The 20,097-nt window shown below is 62.9% G+C and carries 22 protein-coding genes; 13 read left to right on the top strand and 9 right to left on the bottom strand.

What is annotated here, in order from left to right; translation table 11 throughout:
• Positions 1–27: 27 nt before the first annotated feature.
• Both glnA and DYZ14_RS10985 read right to left on the bottom strand, forming a co-directional pair.
• A complete protein-coding gene (gene glnA, locus DYZ14_RS10980) occupies positions 28–1,437 on the bottom strand; it encodes a type I glutamate--ammonia ligase (RefSeq protein WP_115669440.1) in 1,410 nt (469 codons plus the stop codon).
• Between the two features lie 63 nt (positions 1,438–1,500).
• Positions 1,501–1,839 (bottom strand): P-II family nitrogen regulator, encoded by a 339-nt coding sequence (locus DYZ14_RS10985; protein WP_015916113.1) that lies wholly within the window; start codon positions 1,837–1,839, stop codon positions 1,501–1,503.
• A gap of 344 nt (positions 1,840–2,183) precedes the next feature.
• Here DYZ14_RS10985 and DYZ14_RS10990 point away from each other — a divergent pair, with 344 nt between their 5' ends.
• The gene (locus DYZ14_RS10990; RefSeq protein WP_154720707.1) at positions 2,184–3,653 is read left to right on the top strand and encodes an NAD(P)H-hydrate dehydratase; all 1,470 of its coding nucleotides are present in this window, start codon (positions 2,184–2,186) and stop codon (positions 3,651–3,653) included.
• 71 nt (positions 3,654–3,724) lie between these two features.
• Positions 3,725–4,606, top strand: coding sequence for an EamA family transporter (locus DYZ14_RS10995; protein ID WP_154720708.1), 882 nt, complete (start codon positions 3,725–3,727; stop codon positions 4,604–4,606).
• A gap of 85 nt (positions 4,607–4,691) precedes the next feature.
• On the opposite strand, the gene DYZ14_RS11000 is transcribed toward DYZ14_RS10995, so the two are convergent.
• The gene (locus DYZ14_RS11000) at positions 4,692–5,495 is read right to left on the bottom strand and encodes a DUF72 domain-containing protein (protein WP_154720709.1); all 804 of its coding nucleotides are present in this window, start codon (positions 5,493–5,495) and stop codon (positions 4,692–4,694) included.
• Between the two features lie 65 nt (positions 5,496–5,560).
• Between DYZ14_RS11000 and DYZ14_RS11005 the strand changes: the two genes are divergently transcribed.
• Positions 5,561–5,833, top strand: coding sequence for a type II toxin-antitoxin system Phd/YefM family antitoxin (locus DYZ14_RS11005; RefSeq protein ID WP_154720710.1), 273 nt, complete (start codon positions 5,561–5,563; stop codon positions 5,831–5,833).
• Positions 5,791–6,216 carry a type II toxin-antitoxin system VapC family toxin gene (locus DYZ14_RS11010; protein WP_232365504.1) on the top strand — a complete coding sequence of 142 codons (426 nt, stop codon included), beginning with the start codon at positions 5,791–5,793 and terminating at the stop codon, positions 6,214–6,216. Before DYZ14_RS11005 ends, DYZ14_RS11010 begins: the two co-directional genes overlap by 43 nt.
• On the opposite strand, the gene DYZ14_RS11015 is transcribed toward DYZ14_RS11010, so the two are convergent.
• Positions 6,200–6,754 (bottom strand): hypothetical protein, encoded by a 555-nt coding sequence (locus DYZ14_RS11015; RefSeq protein WP_154720711.1) that lies wholly within the window; start codon positions 6,752–6,754, stop codon positions 6,200–6,202. The two genes, DYZ14_RS11010 and DYZ14_RS11015, sit on opposite strands and share 17 nt — an antisense overlap.
• 3 nt (positions 6,755–6,757) lie before the next feature.
• Positions 6,758–9,682 (bottom strand): excinuclease ABC subunit UvrA, encoded by a 2,925-nt coding sequence (uvrA, locus tag DYZ14_RS11020; RefSeq protein ID WP_154720712.1) that lies wholly within the window; start codon positions 9,680–9,682, stop codon positions 6,758–6,760.
• A gap of 279 nt (positions 9,683–9,961) precedes the next feature.
• On the opposite strand from uvrA, the gene DYZ14_RS11025 reads away from it, so the two are divergent.
• Both DYZ14_RS11025 and DYZ14_RS11030 read left to right on the top strand, forming a co-directional pair.
• Complete coding sequence (locus tag DYZ14_RS11025) at positions 9,962–10,486, top strand: single-stranded DNA-binding protein (protein ID WP_154720713.1); 525 nt, start codon at positions 9,962–9,964, stop codon at positions 10,484–10,486.
• A gap of 99 nt (positions 10,487–10,585) precedes the next feature.
• Positions 10,586–10,840, top strand: coding sequence for a hypothetical protein (locus DYZ14_RS11030; RefSeq protein WP_154720714.1), 255 nt, complete (start codon positions 10,586–10,588; stop codon positions 10,838–10,840).
• Positions 10,841–10,912: 72 nt separating this feature from the next.
• Here the strand turns inward: DYZ14_RS11030 and DYZ14_RS11035 are convergent, their stop codons facing one another.
• On the bottom strand, positions 10,913–11,542 hold the full coding sequence (locus DYZ14_RS11035) for a MarC family protein (RefSeq protein ID WP_154720715.1): 630 nt from the start codon (positions 11,540–11,542) through the stop codon (positions 10,913–10,915).
• A gap of 190 nt (positions 11,543–11,732) precedes the next feature.
• Here DYZ14_RS11035 and gyrA point away from each other — a divergent pair, with 190 nt between their 5' ends.
• The gene (gene gyrA, locus DYZ14_RS11040; protein WP_154720716.1) at positions 11,733–14,531 is read left to right on the top strand and encodes a DNA gyrase subunit A; all 2,799 of its coding nucleotides are present in this window, start codon (positions 11,733–11,735) and stop codon (positions 14,529–14,531) included.
• A gap of 105 nt (positions 14,532–14,636) precedes the next feature.
• On the opposite strand, the gene DYZ14_RS24565 is transcribed toward gyrA, so the two are convergent.
• From DYZ14_RS24565 to DYZ14_RS11050, 3 genes are all read right to left on the bottom strand, one after another.
• Positions 14,637–14,771 (bottom strand): hypothetical protein, encoded by a 135-nt coding sequence (locus tag DYZ14_RS24565; protein ID WP_269749447.1) that lies wholly within the window; start codon positions 14,769–14,771, stop codon positions 14,637–14,639.
• A gap of 60 nt (positions 14,772–14,831) precedes the next feature.
• Positions 14,832–14,981, bottom strand: a complete 150-nt coding sequence (locus DYZ14_RS11045) for a hypothetical protein (protein WP_154720717.1) — start codon at positions 14,979–14,981, stop codon at positions 14,832–14,834.
• A gap of 82 nt (positions 14,982–15,063) precedes the next feature.
• Complete coding sequence (locus DYZ14_RS11050) at positions 15,064–15,237, bottom strand: hypothetical protein (protein ID WP_154720718.1); 174 nt, start codon at positions 15,235–15,237, stop codon at positions 15,064–15,066.
• A 194-nt stretch (positions 15,238–15,431) separates the two neighbouring features.
• Here DYZ14_RS11050 and coaD point away from each other — a divergent pair, with 194 nt between their 5' ends.
• The 6 genes from coaD to recX all read left to right on the top strand — a co-directional run bounded on the left by coaD (position 15,432) and on the right by recX (position 20,083).
• Positions 15,432–15,926, top strand: a complete 495-nt coding sequence (coaD, locus tag DYZ14_RS11055) for a pantetheine-phosphate adenylyltransferase (RefSeq protein ID WP_154720719.1) — start codon at positions 15,432–15,434, stop codon at positions 15,924–15,926.
• 27 nt (positions 15,927–15,953) lie between these two features.
• Positions 15,954–16,520 (top strand): peptidylprolyl isomerase, encoded by a 567-nt coding sequence (locus DYZ14_RS11060; RefSeq protein ID WP_154720720.1) that lies wholly within the window; start codon positions 15,954–15,956, stop codon positions 16,518–16,520.
• Positions 16,521–16,557: 37 nt separating this feature from the next.
• On the top strand, positions 16,558–17,067 hold the full coding sequence (locus DYZ14_RS11065; RefSeq protein WP_154720721.1) for a peptidylprolyl isomerase: 510 nt from the start codon (positions 16,558–16,560) through the stop codon (positions 17,065–17,067).
• A gap of 76 nt (positions 17,068–17,143) precedes the next feature.
• Positions 17,144–18,229, top strand: a complete 1,086-nt coding sequence (queA, locus tag DYZ14_RS11070) for a tRNA preQ1(34) S-adenosylmethionine ribosyltransferase-isomerase QueA (RefSeq protein WP_154720722.1) — start codon at positions 17,144–17,146, stop codon at positions 18,227–18,229.
• A gap of 4 nt (positions 18,230–18,233) precedes the next feature.
• A complete protein-coding gene (gene tgt / locus DYZ14_RS11075) occupies positions 18,234–19,364 on the top strand; it encodes a tRNA guanosine(34) transglycosylase Tgt (protein WP_154720723.1) in 1,131 nt (376 codons plus the stop codon).
• Between the two features lie 152 nt (positions 19,365–19,516).
• Entirely contained in the window at positions 19,517–20,083 is a 567-nt protein-coding gene (recX, locus tag DYZ14_RS11080) for a recombination regulator RecX (protein ID WP_269749448.1), read from the top strand.
• The last annotated feature ends 14 nt before the right edge of the window (positions 20,084–20,097 follow it).

Genomic DNA, 20,097 nt, shown 5'->3' on the forward strand with positions numbered 1-20,097 from the left:
GCCCGCGGTTGCGGGCCGAGCGGCCGATCAGACCGAATAGTACATGTCGTATTCGACCGGATGCGGGGTCATTTCGAACCGCATGACTTCGGCCATCTTCAGCTCGATGAACGAGTCGATCTGGTCGTCGTCGAAGACGCCGCCGGCGGTCAGGAACTTGCGATCCTTATCGACGCTTTCGAGCGCTTCGCGCAAGCTACCGCAGACGGTCGGGATCTTCTTGAGTTCCTTCGGCGGCAGGTCGTAGAGATCCTTGTCCATGGCCTTGCCGGGATGGATCTTGTTCTTGATGCCGTCGAGGCCGGCCATCAGCATGGCGGCAAAGGCGAGATAGGGGTTGGCGGTCGGGTCCGGGAAGCGGACTTCGACGCGCTTGGCCTTGGGGTTCGAGCCGAACGGAATGCGGCACGAGGCCGAACGGTTGCGGGCCGAATAGGCGAGCAGGACGGGCGCTTCATAGCCCGGGACCAGACGCTTGTAGGAGTTGGTCGACGGGTTGGTGAAGGCATTCAGCGCCTTGGCATGCTTGATGATGCCGCCGATGAAGTAGAGGCAGGTCTCCGACAGGCCGGCATATTCGTCACCGGCGAAGGTGGGCTTGCCGTCCTTCCAGATCGACAGGTGGACGTGCATGCCCGAGCCGTTGTCGCCGAAGATCGGCTTCGGCATGAAGGTTGCCGTCTTGCCATAGGCATTGGCGACCTGGTGCACGACATACTTGTAGATCTGCATCTTGTCGGCATTGCGCACCAGTGCGTCGAACTTGATGCCGAGTTCGTGCTGGGCCGCTGCCACTTCGTGGTGGTGCTTTTCGACGACGACGCCCATTTCCGACAGGACGGTGAGCATTTCCGAGCGCATGTCCTGCAGGCTGTCGATCGGCGGAACCGGGAAATAGCCGCCCTTGACGCGCGGACGGTGGCCGAGGTTGCCCGTCTCGTAGTCGGTGTCGTCGTTCGACGGCAGTTCGGTCGAATCGAGCTTGAAGCCCGTGTTGTACGGATCGGCCTTGTACTTCACGTCGTCGAAGACGAAGAATTCGGCTTCCGGACCGACAAATACGGTGTCGCCGATGCCAGAAGCCTTGAGATAGGCTTCGGCCTTCTTGGCGGTGCCGCGCGGGTCGCGGTTGTAGGCTTCACCAGAGACCGGGTCGAGAATGTCGCAGATGATGACCATGGTCGACTGGGCGAAGAACGGGTCCATGTGAACCGTATCCAGATCGGGCATCAGAACCATGTCGGATTCGTTGATCGCCTTCCAGCCGCCAATCGAGGAGCCGTCGAACATCACGCCATCGGCGAACATGTCCTCATCGACGCAGACGACGTCCATCGTCACGTGCTGCAGCTTGCCCTTCGGATCGGTGAAGCGCAGGTCGACGAATTTCACGTCATTGTCCTTGATCTGCTTCAAAACATCTTGTGCGGTCGTCATTATCGAATTCCTTGCGTGTGATGACGATGATGAAGTCCAGCCCCGCGCGGCGGGGCAGACCGATTAGATGGCGTCGACGCCGGTTTCGCCGGTGCGGATACGAACGACTTCCTCGACGTTCGAAACGAAGATCTTGCCATCGCCGATCCTGCCCGTCTGGGCGGCGTTGCGGATCGCGTCGATGACGGCTTCGACATTCTCGTCGGCGAGAACGACCTCGACCTTAACCTTCGGCAGGAAGTCGACCACATATTCCGCACCGCGGTACAATTCCGTGTGGCCCTTCTGCCGGCCGAAGCCCTTGGCTTCCGTGACCGTAATACCCTGCAGACCGACTTCCTGAAGGGCTTCCTTCACTTCGTCGAGCTTGAAAGGCTTAATGATCGCTTCGATCTTTTTCATGAGAAAATATATCTCCGCTTCCCTCAACATGGCGGAAAGTCCCGCTCGGCCCACTCGATGCATGTAACGTGCCAGTTATGGCCCAAACTGCGATCGAAAACGGGAAAACTTCGCATTCCCGATCCAAATCTCGCGCAAGACGGGGCGAAACGCGAGTCAAATCTCGAAAAAAATAAGAATTCCGCGCGGTTCTTTCGTCGCAGGCAATCCATTGTTTTCTCGTCTGCCGCGCAATTCAGCACATTTCAGAGGCTATCATTTGTGCACTTGCACGGATTTTAATCATCTGCTGTTCGGGCGTGCTTTGCGTTCCCCGGCGGCTCGGAATCTGCTTTGATGGAGCGATGAAAAATGATCCTGAACACTGGCTGCTTTCACCTGCCGCGATGGGACGTGTCGATCAGGCTGCCGCCCGATCGGGCATCTGGTCCTTCGGCCTCATGGAACAGGCGGGGCAGGCGGTTGCCGCGGCGGCGCTTAGGCTTTTTCCTGGGGCATTGCGCTTCGTCGTCCTCTGCGGTCCCGGCAACAATGGCGGCGACGGCTATGTCGCGGCGCGGGCGCTCGTCGATGCCGGCGCGGAGACCGTAGTGTTCCGCCTCGGCGACCCGGCGCGGCTGAAGGGCGATGCGGCGACGGCGTTTTCCCTTTGCCCGATCGGCGCTGAGGAGCTGCATGCCTACGATCCACGGCCCGGTGACGTGGTGATCGACGCGATCTTCGGCGCGGGGCTGGATCGCGATGTACCGGACGTCGTGGCGGCGGTGATCGTCAGGGTCGATGCTGCGGACTTGCCGGTCATCGCCGTCGACTTGCCTTCGGGGCTCGACGGGCGAACGGGCAGGGTGCTCGGCGCGGCATTCAACGCGCGTCATACCGTCAGCTTCATGGCGCGCAAGCCCGGCCACGTCCTGATGCCCGGCCGCCGCCTGTGCGGTAGCCTCGAAGTCTACGACATCGGCATCCCGCAGCGGATCGTCGCGTCCGAAGTCGGACCGGTCGGCCTGAACTCACCCGCCGCCTGGGAGCGGCTCCTACCGAATCCCGGGGCCGAGACCCACAAGTTTCTCCGCGGTCACCTGACGGTCTTTTCAGGACCGGCGTCCGCAACGGGAGCGGCCCGTCTTTCCGCCGCGGCGGGCCTGAGGGCCGGCGCGGGCCTCGTCACCATCGCCTCGCCGACAGGTTCCCTCGAGGCCAATGCCTCACATCTGACCGCCGTGATGCTGAAGCCGGTGGACGATCTCGCCGCTCTTTGCGTCTATCTCGGCGATCGGCGCCACAATGCCTTCGTCCTCGGCCCCGGATTCGGCGTTGGTGAGAAGGCGCGTGATTTCGCCCTGGCACTCAAGGATCGCCCCCTCGTGCTCGACGCGGACGGCATCACGTCGTTCCGCGACGATCCGTCTGCCTTGTTCGAGGCGTTTTCGACGGGAGAAACTCGGCTGGTGCTGACGCCGCACGAGGGCGAGTTCGCCCGGCTCTTCCCGGATGTCGCGGAAGGGAAAAGCCTGAGCAAGATCGAAATGGCCCTTGCTGCCGCGGGGCGGGCTCATGCCGTGATCGTCTACAAGGGACCGGATACCGTCATCGCCGCGCCGGACGGGCGGGCGCTGGTCAACACCAATGCGCCGCCGTCGCTTGCCACCGCGGGCTCGGGCGACGTGCTTGCCGGCATCATCGGCGGACTGCTCGCCCAGGGCATGCCGGCCTTCGAGGCGGCGGCAGCCGGCGCCTGGTACCATGGCGAGGCCGGCAACAGAGCGGGCAGGGGCCTCACCGCCGAAGAACTCATCAATCATATTGAACTGTGAGATAAGGACTATTCGCTTCCTACGGCAGCGCCCGGCATAGTATCGCTGCGGCAAACCTCAGGGAGAATCGCGTGAAACCCGTTCATGTTCTGCTGCTGGTGCTCGTCGCGGCACTCTGGGGCTTCAACTTCGTCGTCATCAAGCTCGGGCTGGACAATTTCCCGCCCTTGCTGTTCTCGGCCCTGCGCTTCTTCTTCGCCGCAGTGCCGCTCGTCTTCTTCATTCCCAAGCCCGACGTGCCGTGGCGGATCATCATCGGCATCGGCATCATGCTGGGCGTGGTGAAATTCTCCTTCCTGTTCATCGGCATGGATGTTGGCGTGCCGCCCGGCCTTGCCTCGCTGCTCCTGCAGTCGCAGGCTTTCTTCACCGTGCTTCTCGCCTTCCTGCTGTTCGGCGCCAAGCCGAGGCCGCTGCAGCTGGCCGGCATGGCGGTCGCCTTTACCGGCATCGCCCTCATCGCCTCGTCCATCGACGGCGATTTCACCGTCACCGGCCTTTCGCTCGCCATCGCCGCGGCGGTCGCCTGGGCCTGCTCGAACATGCTGATGAAGAAGGCGGGCAATGTGCCGATGCTCAACCTGATGGTCTGGGTCAGCCTCGTGCCGCCGATCCCGCTGCTGGTCATTTCAGCGCTGTTCGAGGGCTGGGACCGCGATCTCGCCGCCATCGCCAACATCAACCTGGCGGGCGCCGGCGCGGTGCTGTTCGTCGCCTATGTCGCGACGATCTTCGGCTTTGCCGTCTGGGGCGCGATGATCAGCCGTTACGGGGTATCGACCGTCGCGCCGTTCTCGCTGCTCGTACCGGTGTTCGGCATGTCGTCCGCGGCCCTTTTGCTCGGCGAGGCTTTCGGCCCCTTGCGGATCCTTGCCGCCGTGCTGATCGTCATTGGGCTGGTGATGAACGTGTTCAACCCGCAATGGTTCGGCCGCAAGGCGACCACCGCCTGACGATCCGGACCCAATCAACGAGGCCTTCGGCGCAACATGCCCGGGTTCATCCGGCGGATAGTCGATCGGGCGTGGGTAACCGCCCTTAAGCAACGGCCTGTTGCAACAGACGCGCGCCGTTCGGCGCATTGATCTTTCCACCGGAGATGAAGAAGGCAAAGACGTCGCGCGGCGCCTTTTCGGCCGTCCGATCCGGGGCGATGACCGGCAGGTCGTCCGGCGTGCCGCCGCGGGCATAGGTCTTCAGCCGTCCGGCCCAGGCGTCGATGTCCTTCGGCGGATAGCAGGTGGGAATGTCGTCTGCGCCCTTCTGCAGCCGAGCATAGACGAAATCGGCCGTCGGATCGGCGAACATCGGATAGTCGTGATGATCGGCGCAGACCGCCGCCACGCCGTATTTCGCCAGAAGGGCGACGAATTCCGGCACCTGGAAGGACGCATGACGCGGCTCGACGACATGACGAAGGGCGATCCCGTCCTGGCTCTTCGGCAAAAGCGCGAGGAAGGCCTCGAAATCGTCCGGCTCGAACTTCTTCGTGCCCATGAACTGCCAGAGGATCGGACCCAGATGGGCCCCAAGCTCGGTGATGCCCTGGGTCAGGAACTTTTCCACCGACGGCCCGGCCTCGGCCAGCACCTTGCGATTGGTGCAGAACCGGCTGGCCTTCAGCGAGAAGACGAAATTCTCCGGCACTTCCGACGCCCATTTGGCGAAGGTCGCCGGTTTCTGGCTCGAATAATAGGTGCCGTTGACCTCGATCGTCGTCAGTTCTCGGCTGGCGAATTCCAGCTGCCGCTTCTTGGCCAGCGTGTCCGGATAGAAGGTGCCTTCCCACGGATCGAAGGTCCAGCCGCCGATGCCGGTGCGGATTGTGCCGGATTGGGTCATGAAATGCCTCCCGTTGAAACTAGCTAGGGTATTAGCTAAGGTATTTATAGTAGATGGAGCGAGCGATGACTGTGGTCACCATTCACAAGGCCAAGACGGAGCTTTCGAGGCTCATCGCCCGCGTCGAAGCGGGTGAGGAAATCGTGATCGCTCGCGGCAACGAGCCCGTGGCAAAACTGGTGCCCATCCAGGCGCAAAAACAGCCCGTTCGCGGCTACGGCCGGTTCGCTCATCTGCGCGACAAGATTCCCTCCGACCTCTTTCTTGAACCCATGCCTCAAGATGAACTCGACGCATGGGAGGGAAAATACTCGTTTCCGGGCGACAACGGAAAATGAGCTTTCTATTGGATACCCATACATTTCTCTGGTGGATCATGGCTGACGCACGCCTCAGCCATGAAGCCAGATCCGCGATAGAAGACCCCGATGCGCTTCGTTGCGTAAGCTCCGTGACCGCATTCGAGATCGCCAACAAGTTTCGTATCGGCAAGCTCGATTTCGCGCGGGAAATCGTCGACAATTTCGACACGGTTCTGGACGATGCCGGCTTTCAAAGACTGGACATCACCCCTTCCCACGCCCTCCTGGCCGGGCAGATGCCCGGCAACCACAAAGACCCTTTCGACCGCCTGCTTGCCGCGCAATCGAAACTCGAAAGCCTCACCCTCGTCACCGCAGATCAGGCATTCGACGGATTCGATATCACGCGCCTGTGGTAGCGACCGGAGTCGCCTGCGTCGTCGCACGGGCGAAATCCTCTATGAAAACGCCTACTTCTTCGAGACTGATGACTGCGTCGAACAGATCTGCGTCTGCTTCACTTGCCAAAATCGTTCTGGTGGGCGCCACAAACACGGTGGCGAAATCCTGATGTGGCAGTCTCTTCTCATGTTCCATGACATGCCTAGCTCGTGGCGCGTAGCTAGCGGCCTGACCCGCGCTCAGCTTGCTCCCCAACTTAAGCTCAACATGCAACACAAACCGATAATCTCCTGCATCATCGGCAAACCACAGGAGGACATCAGTCTCATGTTCTTTTTCAAGTTCGGTAATCCGCCAGAACCAGTGTCGCCACCATCGATCTGGTAACACACGAGGGCGAGCAAGAGCTTGTTCCTGTTTCAGCAACCGAGATGCAAACCGTCGTGACGCAAACTTCGTTCGGAACAAGATCCAGTTCTTGAAGTCTTGAGAATCCGCAACCTTCTCCGCGAAGGCTCGGCAAAGGTCATCTTCCGAAAGACGTTGTGTCTGCATCGCTCACTCCGCCGCCTGCCGCTTCTTCAGCGGCCGACGCTCCAGCAATTCCTTGAGGAACTGTCCGGTATAGGACTTCTCCACCTTGACGATGTCCTCCGGCGTGCCCTCGGCGACAATCGTGCCGCCGCCGTCCCCGCCTTCGGGGCCGAAGTCGAGGATCCAGTCGGCGGTCTTGATGACTTCGAGATTGTGCTCGATGACCACCACGGAATTGCCCTGGTTGACCAGTTCCTGCAACATTTCCAGAAGCTTGGCGACGTCGTGGAAATGCAGGCCGGTGGTCGGCTCGTCGAGGATGTAGAGCGTGCGGCCGGTCGAGCGCTTGGAGAGTTCCTTGGCCAGCTTGACGCGCTGCGCCTCGCCGCCCGACAGCGTATTGGCCTGCTGGCCGACCTTGATATAGCCGAGCCCCACGTCGAACAGCGCCTGCAGCTTGTCGCGCACCGCCGGCACGGCGGAGAAGAAGTCGACGCCTTCCTCGACCGTCATGTCGAGCACGTCGGCGATCGACTTGCCCTTGAAGGTGACGTCGAGGGTCTCGCGGTTGTAGCGCTTGCCGTGGCAGACGTCGCAGGTCACGTAGACGTCGGGCAGGAAGTGCATCTCGATCTTGATGACGCCATCGCCCTGGCAGGCCTCGCAGCGGCCGCCCTTGACGTTGAAGGAAAAGCGGCCGGGCTGATAGCCGCGGGCCTTGGCTTCGGGCAGGCCGGCGAACCAGTCGCGGATCGGGGTAAAGGCGCCGGTATAGGTGGCCGGGTTGGAGCGCGGCGTGCGGCCGATCGGCGACTGGTCGATGTCGATCACCTTGTCGATGAACTCGAAACCGTCGATCCGGTCGTGCTCGGCCGGGTTTTCGCGCGCACCCATGACGCGCCGCGCGGCGGCCTTGTAGAGCGTCTCGATCAGGAAGGTCGACTTGCCGCCGCCCGAAACGCCGGTAACCGCGGTAAATACACCGAGCGGGATCGCTGCGGTGACGTTCTTCAGGTTGTTGCCGCGCGCGCCGACGACCTTGATCTGCTGGCCCTTCTTCGGCTTGCGGCGTTCGGAGGGCACGGCGACGCCGAGTTCGCCCGTCAGGTACTTGCCGGTCAGCGATTTCGGATGGGACATGATGTCCTGCGGCGCCCCTTGCGCAATCACCTCGCCGCCATGGATGCCGGCCGCCGGGCCGATGTCGACCACGTAGTCGGCCGACAGGATCGCATCCTCGTCATGCTCGACGACGATGACCGTATTGCCGATGTCGCGCAGATGCTTCAGCGTGTCGAGCAGGCGGGCATTGTCGCGCTGGTGCAGGCCGATCGACGGTTCGTCGAGCACGTAGAGCACGCCGGTGAGCCCCGAGCCAATCTGTGAGGCGAGCCGGATGCGCTGGCTTTCGCCGCCCGACAGCGTGCCGGAATTGCGCGACAGGCTCAGATAGTCGAGGCCGACATCGTTGAGGAAGGCGAGGCGCTCGCGGATCTCTTTCAGGATGCGCACGGCGATTTCGTTCTGCTTGGCCGTCAGCTTTTCCGGCAGGTCGACGAACCAGTTGCGCGCGACCCGGATCGACATCTCGGTAACCTGGCCGATATGCAGGCCGTTGACCTTGACCGCCAGCGCCTCGGGCTTCAGGCGGAAGCCGTTGCAGGACGGGCAGGGGGCCGCCGACATGTAGCGCTCGATCTCCTCGCGGGCCCAGGCGCTGTCGGTCTCCTTCCAGCGGCGCTCGAGGTTCGGCACGATGCCCTCGAAGGTCTTGGTCGTCGTGTAGGAACGCGCGCCGTCGGCATAGTGGAAGTCGATCTTTTCCTCGGTGCCGTAGAGGATCGCCTTCTGCGCGGCTTCCTTCAAATCGGACCACTTGCTCGAAAGCCTGAAGCCGAAGGCCTTGCCGAGCGCTTCGAGCGTCTGGTCATAGTAGGGCGAGGAGGATTTCGCCCAGGGGGCGATCGCCCCGTCGTTCAGCCGGCGCTGCGTCTCCGGCACGATCAGCGCGGTGTCGATCTTCTGCTGGAAGCCCAGGCCGTCGCAGGTCGGGCAGGCGCCGAAGGGATTGTTGAAGGAGAATAGCCGTGGCTCGATCTCCGGAATGGTGAAGCCGGAAACCGGGCAGGCGAATTTTTCCGAGAACAACACGTGTTCGTGCGTGTCGTTGAGCGACTTGTTGGCGCTGCCGCCGGCCGCCGTCTCTTGCGGAGGCAGGGGCTTGTCGGCGAATTCGGCGATCGCCAGTCCGTCGGAGAGAACATGAAGGCAGGTCTCGAGGCTGTCGGCCAGCCGGCTTGCAATGTCGGGCCTGACCACGATGCGGTCGACGACCACGTCGATGTCGTGCTTGAACTTCTTGTCCAGCACCGGCGCCTCGGCGATCTCGTAGAACTGGCCGTCGATCTTGACGCGCTGGAAACCCTTCTTCATCAGGTCCGCCAGTTCCTTCTTGTACTCGCCCTTCCGGCCGCGCGCGATCGGCGCCAGGATGTAGAGGCGGGTGCCTTCCTCGAAGGCGAGGATGCGGTCGACCATCTGGGAAACGGTTTGGCTTTCGATCGGCAGGCCGGTCGCCGGCGAATAGGGCACGCCGACGCGGGCAAACAGCAGGCGCATGTAGTCGTAGATTTCGGTGACCGTGCCGACCGTCGAGCGCGGATTGCGCGACGTGGTCTTCTGTTCGATCGAGATCGCCGGAGACAGGCCGTCGATCTGGTCGACGTCCGGCTTCTGCATCATTTCGAGGAACTGACGGGCATAGGCCGACAGGCTCTCGACATAGCGGCGCTGGCCCTCCGCATAGATGGTGTCGAAGGCGAGGGAGGATTTGCCGGAGCCGGACAGGCCTGTCATGACGATCAGCGAATTGCGCGGCAGATCGAGATCGATGCCCTTGAGATTGTGCTCGCGCGCGCCGCGGATGGAGATATGCTTCAAATCGCTCATGTGGACTGGTCTCGACTGGACAAGGCTCTGCAGGGAGGGCGCTCGGGAGGAGGGCTCTCCTTATTTAGTGACACCCGCGCCCCTGTCGAGCGGCGGGAGTGGATTAAACCGCGGCAAAGCGATTCTATTGACAGCATACTAGCGGATAACTAGAACAAATAAAGAACATTTTCGCTGTGGATTAACCCCGATCGCCACCCAACCGCCGAACGGATTGGTTTAAGGTGGGCGGATTTCTCTGTTTCGGAGCCGCATGATGGCGGCAGCAAGGTGAGTGTTATGGCTGGCAGCGTCAACAAGGTAATTTTGATCGGCAATCTTGGTGCCGACCCAGAAATCCGCCGGACCCAGGACGGCCGTCCGATCGCCAATCTGCGTATCGCCACGTCGGAAAGCTGGCGCGACAAGAACACCGGCGAGCGCAAGGAAAAGACCGAGTGGCACACCGTGGTGATCTTCAATGAAGGTCTCTGCAAGGTTGCCGAGCAGTATCTGAAGAAGGGCTCGACGGTCTATGTCGAAGGCGCACTGCAGACCCGCAAATGGCAGGACCAGAGCGGCCAGGATCGCTACTCGACGGAAGTCGTGCTGCAGGGCTTCAACGGCAACCTGACCATGCTCGGCGGTCGCGGCGACGGCGGCGGCGCCTCGCGCGGCGGCAATGATTTCGGTGGCGGCTATGGCGGTGGCGACGATTACGGTGCGCCGGCGCCCCAGCGGGGCGGCGGCCAACAGCGGGGCGGCGCCAGCGCTCCCCCGTCGGGCGGCTTCTCCCGCGACCTCGACGACGACATCCCGTTCTGATTTCTGGCGGCGCTTCGGCGCCGCTTTTTTTGTTGTGGGCTTTCGGCGGGAAGCCGGGCCCAGTTTGCATGTTTTTGAGGGATATCAGGGGGTATCGCGATGGAAGAGACGAAACCGCAAGCCGGGCCGGCCACCTGGCGCATCATCCTGGCCTTTTTGCTGGATTTCTTCACCGCCTTCTTCGTGCTGGGGTTTGCCGTCGCATCGGTGACGGGTGGGCGGACGGAGGGGGGGTTTCAACTGAACGGGCTGCCGGCGCTGGTCCTGTTCGCGCTGATCATCGCCTATTTCATCGTCTTCAACCGCTTCCTCGGCGGCACGATCTGGAAGCGCATCCTGAAGGCGCAGCGATAAGGGTTGCAGCCTGGCGGTCGCCTGTCCCCGGGAACCGCCGGGACGCAGGTCCGCGCTTGGGGCTGGAGGGCCTCAGGCGCCGAAGGCCGATTTCACGCCGTCGACCACGAACTGCACCGAAAGGGCGGCGAGCAGCACGCCAAGCAGGCGGGTGAGCAGCGCCCGGCCGGTGACGCCGAGAAAGCGGTTCAGCCGCTCGGCGAGGATCAGCGCGGCAAAGACCAGCGCCAGGCAGACGGCGATGACGCCGATCAGTTGCACCTTGCCGGCGACGCCGTCCATCGTGCCGGCGATCAGCACGGTGGCGGAGATCGCGCCCGGCCCGGCGATCAGCGGAATGGCGAGCGGGAAAACGGCCAGATTGTGGATGTGGTCCTTGGTGATCGCCGCGTCCGTGGTCTTTTCTTTGCGCTCGTTGCGCTTTTCAAAAATCATCTCGAACGAGATGACGAACAGCATCAGCCCGCCGGCGATGCGAAAGGCGCCCATGGAAATGCCGAGCGCGCCGAGGATGCCGGCGCCGAACAGGGCAAATACCGTGAGGATGGCAAAGGCGATCAGCGAGCCGCGCACGGCGACCTGGCGGCGCTCGCCACGGTTCATGCCCTGCGTCAGTCCGAGGAACAGCGGGGCAAGGCCCGGCGGGTCGACGGTGACCAGCAGCGTAGTGAAGGCGTTGATCATCGCATCGGTGCCGGCCATGGTTTTCTCCCGCTTTTCGCAGGCATTTAAATGCCAGCGGCAAGCCGTTGGCAAGTTCTTGATCGGCCAGCCTTTCCCCCGCCCCAAAAGGCTGTTTATAACCAGCGGACGAGTCCGGCCGAAATTGGCGCTTTCCAGCCCTTTCGGCTATAAACTTCGCAGTGATTCCGAACAGAGATCGTGACCTGATTTGACTGAGCAAAACACTCCCGGCGGCGGCAAGTACCCGCAAGGCATCGAGCCGATTTCCATCATGGAGGAAATGCAGCGGTCGTATCTCGATTACGCGATGAGCGTCATCGTGAGCCGCGCGCTTCCCGACGTCCGCGACGGTCTGAAGCCCGTACACCGGCGCATTCTCTTCTCGATGAGCGAGATGGGGATCGACTGGAACAAGAAGTACGTGAAGTCGGCGCGCGTCACCGGTGACGTGATGGGTAAATACCATCCGCACGGCGATTCCGCGATCTATGATGCGCTCGCCCGCATGGCGCAGGATTGGTCGCTACGTCTGCCGCTGATCGACGGCCAGGGCAATTTCGGTTCGGTCGACGGCGACCCGCCGGCCGCCCAGCGTTACACGGAATGCCGCCTGGAGAAGGTGGCGCATTCGCTGCTCGACGACCTCGACAAGGAAACCGTCGACTTCCGGGAAAACTATGACGGCACCATGCAGGAACCGTCCGTCGTTCCGGCCCGCTTCCCCAACCTTCTGGTCAACGGCGCCGGCGGCATCGCGGTCGGCATGGCGACCAATATCCCGCCGCACAACCTGACCGAAGTGATCGACGGCTGCATCGCGCTGATCGACGATCCGGCAATCGAGCTTTCCGACCTGATGCAGATCCTCCCGGGTCCGGACTTCCCGACCGGCGCGATGATCCTCGGCCGTTCGGGTATCCGCTCGGCCTACGAGACCGGCCGCGGCTCGGTCATCATGCGTGGCGTCGCCCGCATCGAGCCGATGCGCGGCGATCGCGAGCAGATCATCATTTCCGAGATCCCCTACCAGGTGAACAAGGCGACGATGATCGAGAAGATGGCCGAACTGGTGCGCGAAAAGCGCATCGAGGGCATTTCCGATCTGCGCGACGAATCCGACCGCGACGGCTATCGCGTCGTGATCGAACTGAAGCGCGACGCCAATGCCGACGTGATCCTCAACCAGCTCTATCGCTACACCCCGCTGCAGACCTCGTTCGGCTGCAACATGGTGGCGCTCAACGGTGGCAAGCCGGAACAGCTCAGCCTGCTCGACATGCTGCGCGCCTTCATCACCTTCCGCGAGGAAGTGGTCAGCCGCCGCACCAAGTACCTGCTGCGCAAGTCGCGTGAGCGCGCCCACGTCCTGGTTGGCCTCGCGATCGCCGTCGCCAATATCGACGAGGTCATCAACCTCATCCGCCGCGCGCCCGATCCGGCCACGGCGCGCGAACAGTTGATGGAGCGCCGCTGGCCGGCGCATGACGTCGAGGCGCTGATCCAGCTGATCGACGACCCGCGCCACCGCATCAACGAGGACCGCACCTACAATCTCTCGGAAGAGCAGGCGCGGGCCATCCTCGAGCTGCGCCTTGCCCGCCTGACCGCCCTTGGCCGCGACGAAATCGACGAAGAGCTGAACAAGATCGGCGCCGAGATCAGCGACTATCTCGACATACTGTCGTCGCGCCTGCGCATCCAGACGATCGTCAAGGACGAACTGGCCGCGGTGCGCGACGAGTTCGGCACGCCGCGCCGCACGGTGATCATCGAAGGCGGCCCGGACATGGACGACGAGGATCTGATCGCCCGCGAGGACATGGTCGTCACCGTTTCGCATGCCGGCTATATCAAGCGCGTGCCGCTCGCCACCTACCGCGCCCAGCGTCGCGGCGGCAAGGGCCGCTCCGGCATGGCGATGAAGGACGAGGATTTCGCCACCCGCCTGTTCGTCGCCAATACGCACACACCGGTGCTGTTCTTCTCCTCGCGTGGCATCGTCTACAAGGAAAAGGTCTGGCGCCTGCCGATCGGCACGCCGACCTCGCGCGGCAAGGCGCTGATCAACATGCTGCCGCTGGAGCCCGGCGAACGCATCACGACGATCATGCCGCTGCCGGAGGACGAAAAGAGCTGGGACAATCTCGACGTCATGTTCGCGACGACCCGCGGCACCGTGCGCCGCAACAAGCTTTCCGACTTCGTCCAGGTCAATCGCAACGGCAAGATCGCCATGAAGCTCGAGGACGAGGGTGACGAGATCCTGTCGGTCGAGACCTGCACCGATCGCGACGACGTGCTGATGACTACGGCGCTCGGCCAGGCGATCCGCTTCTCGGTCGGCGACGTGCGCGTCTTTGCCGGCCGCAATTCGGTCGGCGTTCGTGGCATCACGCTTGCCGAGGGCGATCGCATCATCTCGATGACGATTCTCGGCCATGTCGATGCCGACGCCTCGGAACGCGCGGCCTATCTCAAGCGCTCCGCCACCGAAAGGCGCGCCATGGGTGTCGAGGAAGAGGATATTGCTCTCGTCGGTGAAGAGGTCGGCGAGGTCGGCGATCTGCCCGAAGAACGCTATCAGGAACTGAAGGCGCGCGAGCAGTTCGTCCTGACCGTCTCCGAGCGTGGTTACGGCAAGCGGTCGTCGTCCTATGATTTCCGTATTTCGGGACGCGGCGGCAAGGGCATCCGTGCCACCGACACGTCCAAGACGGCCGAGATCGGCGAACTGGTTGCGGCCTTCCCGGTCGAGGACAAGAACCAGATCATGCTGGTCTCCGATGGCGGCCAGCTGATCCGCGTTCCCGTCGACGGCATTCGCATCGCCAGCCGGGCCACCAAGGGCGTCACCATCTTCTCGACCGCCAAGGACGAGAAGGTCGTGTCGGTCGAGCGTATCAGCGAACCGGAAGGCGAAGAGGGGGACGATCTCGAGGCGCTGGCCGGAGACGCCAGCGCGCCGGATGTCGCAGAGCCGCCCGCAGCCGACGACGTACAGGAATGACAGAAGGCCCGCCGGAAACGGCGGGCCTCTTCATTTTAAGCTGCTTGACGTATTGAGTGTCGCAAGGCTCGAAACTGTTCGGTCAGACGGAGCCTTAAAAACCGGTCAGAAGGCGCGGTGGCGTTCCATCATGACGCGGAATTCATCGCCTTCGCGCCGCATCGCGCGGATCGCCGAGGCCACCGAAGCGAGGAACATGCCGCAGATCAAAGCGGCCAGAACGGCCAGGGTGGTGAACATGTTCTTCCTTTCCTTGCAACTGCGGCATCTGCTCTTCAAGCGGCGATCGTCGAAAGCGGCTCAGCGGCCGATCGGGTAGTAGCGGGCCAGTTGCGGGCCGTATTTGCCGGCTTCGGCCTTGTCGTTCATGTAGAAGGTAGCGGACGTGGCGAGCATTGCCGTCATCATCCCCACCCATACCAGATTGATCAGCGTTACCTTGTCGTGCATCGAAGTCGTCCTTTCGGAATACGGCCTGGATTGCCGTGAAAATGCGCGGCACGGACAAACGTTCCATGCCATTTAATCGTTTCTAAAGGGATCGAGCTGAAACGCGCCTTAACGTGCCGTTCATCTGGCGTTCATCTTCGCGGACGATGAGGCCGAAAGCGGTGCCGCCAGTCTCCAGATAGGCGCGCAGCAGCAGCAGGCCGAACTCGGTGAAAAGCGCGGCAAGTACGGCGAAAATGGCGAGTAGCGCGAGCATCGTGGTCCTCCTGCGTGTCGTGGGCGGCATGTTTGCCTGCCGGTCTGACAGCCTTATCCAACCTCGGCCCTGAAGCCGTCTTGAACGCCGTATTCAGCATTCGTTCATCCGCAGGGCAGGGGCGAACGGGGCCAAATCACTTGCGGCCCACGCGCTTCCATGACAAAAGGCGTCGAAACAACCATCGGGCTGCCATGACGATCGCATTCTATCCCGGTTCCTTCGATCCGATGACCAACGGGCATCTCGATGTGCTCGTGCAATCGTTGAATGTGGTCGAGAAGGTGATCGTCGCGATCGGCGTTCATCCCGGCAAAATACCGCTGTTCAGCTATGATGAGCGGGCGGCCCTGATCGCCGCCGCCATCGCCGAAAGCCTTCCGGAGCGCGCCGAAGACGTCTCCGTCGTCTCCTTCGATCGCCTCGCCGTCGATGCGGCGCGCCAGAACGGCGCGAAGCTCCTGATCCGCGGCCTGCGTGACGGCACCGATCTCGACTATGAAATGCAGATGGCCGGCATGAACCACCAGATGGCGCCCGACCTCCAGACTGTCTTCCTGCCGGCCGGCACCGCCTCGCGGCCCATTACGGCCACATTGGTGCGTCAGATCGCCTCCATGGGCGGCGATGTGAGTGCCTTCGTTCCGCCTGTCGTCTTCCGAGCGCTGAAATCCAAACTTTCGCGCTGACAATCTATTCAAAGCATTGGAGTGACCATGAAACTCTTTCAAGTTGCCGCCGCCCTTTTCCTTGCAGTCGCATCAGCCGGTTCGGCCGGCGCGCAATCGGCCGACAACACGCTGACGATCGAACTCAAGGACGGTCCGGTCGTCGTCGAGCTGATGCCGGACGTCGCGCCGAAGCATGTCGCGCAGATCAAGGAACTGGCCTCCAAGGGCGAGTATGACAACGTGGCCTTCCACCGCGTCATCGAAGGCTTCATGGCCCAGACCGGCGACGTCGAGTTCGGCGACATGGAAGACGGCTTCAATGCCGGCCGCGCCGGCACCGGCGGGTCCAAGCTGCCCGACCTTCCGGCCGAGTTCTCCAAGGTTCCGTTCGAGCGCGGCGTGGTCGGCATGGCCCGTTCCCAGGATCCGAACTCCGCCAATTCGCAGTTCTTCATCATGTTCGCCGACTATCCGCCGCTCAACGGCGAATACACCGTCGTCGGCAAGGTCGTGTCCGGCATGGAACTGGTCGACAAGATCAAGCGCGGCGAGGGTGGCAATGGTGAAGTGTCCGATCCCGACCGGATGATCAAGGTCACCGTCGGCAAGTAACACCAATCGGGCACAAGCCCCAAAGAGGAGAAATATCATGGCCGAGATCAAGGATCCGGAAAACACCATCGTCATGGAAACCACCAAGGGCAAGGTCGTGATCGCGCTCTTCCCGGATCTGGCCCCCGGCCATGTCGCACGCGTCAAGGAACTGTCGCGCGAAGGCGCCTATGACGGCGTGGTCTTCCACCGCGTCATCGAAGACTTCATGGCCCAGACCGGTGACGTGCAGTTCGGCAAGCAGGGTTCCGACAGCTTCAACCCGGCCCGCGCCGGCATGGGCGGCTCGCAGAAGCCCGATCTCCAGGCCGAATTCTCGGCCACACCGCATGTGCGCGGAACCTGCTCCATGGCCCGTTCGCAGAGCCCGAACTCGGCCAATTCGCAGTTCTTCATCTGCTTCACCGATGCGCCCTGGCTCAACAAGCAGTATTCGGTCTGGGGCCAGGTCATCGACGGCATGGACGTCATCGACCAGGTCAAGAAGGGCGAACCGGTGCGCGATCCCGACTCGATCGTCTCGATGAAGGTCGCCGCCGACGCCTGATCGGGCTTGATTTCGAGACCCGCCCCGGCGTATCGCGCCCGGGCGGGTTTTCGCGTTTTGAGGAGTTGTGGTCGCGATGCGCGTAGACCAGTTCGATTTCGATCTCCCTGACGAGAATATCGCGCTTAGGCCCATGAGCCCGCGCGACCAGGCCCGGCTGCTCGTCGTTCGGCCGGACGGCGAACCCCTGCTGGAAGATGCAAGGGTCTGCGACCTGCCGTCATTGCTCAAAGCCGGCGACGCGCTGGTGTTCAACGACACCAAGGTCATCCCGGCCCAGCTCGAAGGCGTGCGGCTGCGCGACGGGGCGGAGCGCACGCCGGTTTCCGCCACGCTGCACATGCGCATGGATGCCAGCCGCTGGAAGGCCTTTGCCCGGCCGGGCAAGCGCATCAAGCTCGGCGACCGGATCGAATTCGGCCATTCCGGCAATGCCTGCCTGCTCGGCACGCTTGGCGCCGTCGTCGAGGAAAAGGGCGAAGCGGGCGAGGTGACGCTTCGCTTCGACTTCTCCGGTTCGGCGCTGGACGAGGCGATCGCCACCGTCGGCCACATTCCTTTGCCGCCCTATATCGCTTCCAAGCGTGACGAAGACGAGAAGGACCGGACCGACTACCAGACCATGTACGCGAAGGAGGAGGGGGCTGTTGCCGCCCCGACCGCCGGCCTGCATTTCACACCCGATCTGTTCGCACGGCTCGACGCCGCCGGGATCGAGCGCCATTTCGTCACGCTGCATGTCGGCGCCGGCACGTTTCTGCCGGTGAAGGCCGAAGACACCGCCGACCACAAGATGCACCACGAGATCGGCCATGTCTCGCGCGCCACCGCCTCGGCGCTCAATGCCGTCAGGGCGCGGGGCGGGCGGATCGTCTCGGTCGGCACCACGTCGCTGCGCCTGCTCGAAAGCGCGACCTCCGAGGCGGGCGAGATCCAGCCCTGGTCGGGCGCGACCGACATCTTCATCACGCCGGGCTACCGCTTCCGCACCGTCGACGTGCTGATGACCAACTTCCATCTGCCGAAGTCCACGCTGTTCATGCTGGTCTCGGCCTTTGCCGGCCTCGACACCATGCGGGGTGCTTACGCCCACGCGATCGCGGACGGCTACCGCTTCTATTCTTATGGCGATGCCAGCCTGCTCTTCCGGAAAGACACCTGAACCGATGCACGACACCTTCCAGTTCACCCTGAAAGCCACCTCCGGCAAGGCCCGGCTCGGCGAGATTTCCATGCCGCGCGGCGTGATCCGCACGCCGGCCTTCATGCCGGTCGGCACGGTCGGCACGGTCAAGGCCATGTATCTCGACCAGGTCAGGGAAGGGGGCGCCGACATCATTCTCGGCAATACCTACCACCTGATGCTGCGCCCCGGCCCGGAGCGCGTGGCGCGCCTCGGCGGCCTGCACGAACTGATCCGCTGGCCGGGTCCGATCCTCACCGATTCCGGCGGCTTCCAGGTCATGTCGCTGTCGGGCCTCAGGAAGCTCGACGAAAAGGGCGTGACCTTCAAGAGCCATGTCGACGGGTCGACCCACTACATGTCGCCGGAACGCTCGATCGAGATCCAGGGCCTGCTCGACAGCGACATCCAGATGCAGCTCGACGAATGCGTGGCGCTGCCGGCCGAGCCGAAGGAGATCGAGCGGGCGATGGAAATGTCGCTGCGCTGGGCCGAACGCTGCCGCGTCGCCTTCGGCGAACAGCCGGGCAAGGCGATGTTCGGCATCGTCCAGGGCGGCGACATCCCGGAGCTACGGGTGCGATCGGCCGAGGGCCTGAAGCAGCTCGATCTCAAGGGCTACGCGGTCGGGGGCCTCGCGGTCGGCGAGCCGCAGGACGTCATGCTGAAGATGCTCGGCATCACCCTGCCGGTCCTGCCGGTTGAAAAGCCGCGCTACCTGATGGGCGTCGGCACGCCCGACGACATCCTGAAATCGGTGGCCGAGGGCATCGACATGTTCGACTGCGTCATGCCGACCCGCTCCGGCCGTCACGGCCTGGCGTTCACCCGCCGCGGCAAGGTCAATATCCGCAATGCCCGCCATGCCGAGGACATGCGGCCGCTCGACGACCAGTCGAACTGCCCGGCTGCCCGCGACTATTCCCGCGCCTACCTGCATCACCTGGTGCGCTCGAACGAGGCGCTGGGCGGCATGCTGCTGTCCTGGAATAACCTGTCCTACTATCAGGAACTGATGCAGGGCATCCGCAAGTCGATCGAGGAAGGCCGTTTCGAGGACTTCAAGGCGGAGACGATGGAGATGTGGGCGAGGGGCGACATCGACCCGGTTTGACATCGACTCGGTTTGACGTCGAACGGCGGTGAGGTGCGCAAGGGCAGACTGCTGCCGAATGCCGGACAAAGCGCAGGTGCGGTTGCGGGGACCTAGGGTGTGATGATATCAGGACTTCATATCGTAAATATACGATACGCGGAGAGGGCGGATTGACGGGGGAAGAGGGCGAGACCGAAGCGCTGGCGCCGACGCCCCGCATGTTGGCCTGGTCGCGCAATTCAGCGCTCTACCGGCTATCGCGCCGGATGATGACCGAGCGCGAGCTGTCCGACGCCATCGCCCGCAAGGCGAAGCAGAAGTTCGAGGATATTTCGGATAGGCAGGTGAAGGCTCTGTCGGCCGCGGCGGTCGAGTTCGGCCGCACCATGCTGGCGCTCGACGATACGGCCTATGCCGAGATCCGCACGCGCTCTTCGGCGCGCAACGGCAAGTCGAAACGTGCCATCGGCCGCAAGCTGATCGAGAAGGGTATCGATCGAGAGATCGTGCAGCAGGCGCTGGAAGAGACCGACGATTTCCTCTCGGCTCTGGTGTTTGCCCGCAAGCGGGCTTTCGGCCCGTACCGCCGGCCGGACGTCGAGGTCGACGACAAGCGACATGCGAAGGAGTTTTCCGCCTTCGCCCGCAACGGCTTCAGCTTCGAGATCGGCCGAAGGGTGATGGCCATGGACCGCGACGAGGCGGAAGAGATACTGGCGGACCGGCCGTTTGTCTGACGTGTCTGATCTGC

Origin of the sequence: Ciceribacter sp. T2.26MG-112.2 (assembly GCF_900492205.1) — a bacterium.
In the GTDB taxonomy this organism is placed as follows: domain Bacteria; phylum Pseudomonadota; class Alphaproteobacteria; order Rhizobiales; family Rhizobiaceae; genus Allorhizobium; species Allorhizobium naphthalenivorans_A.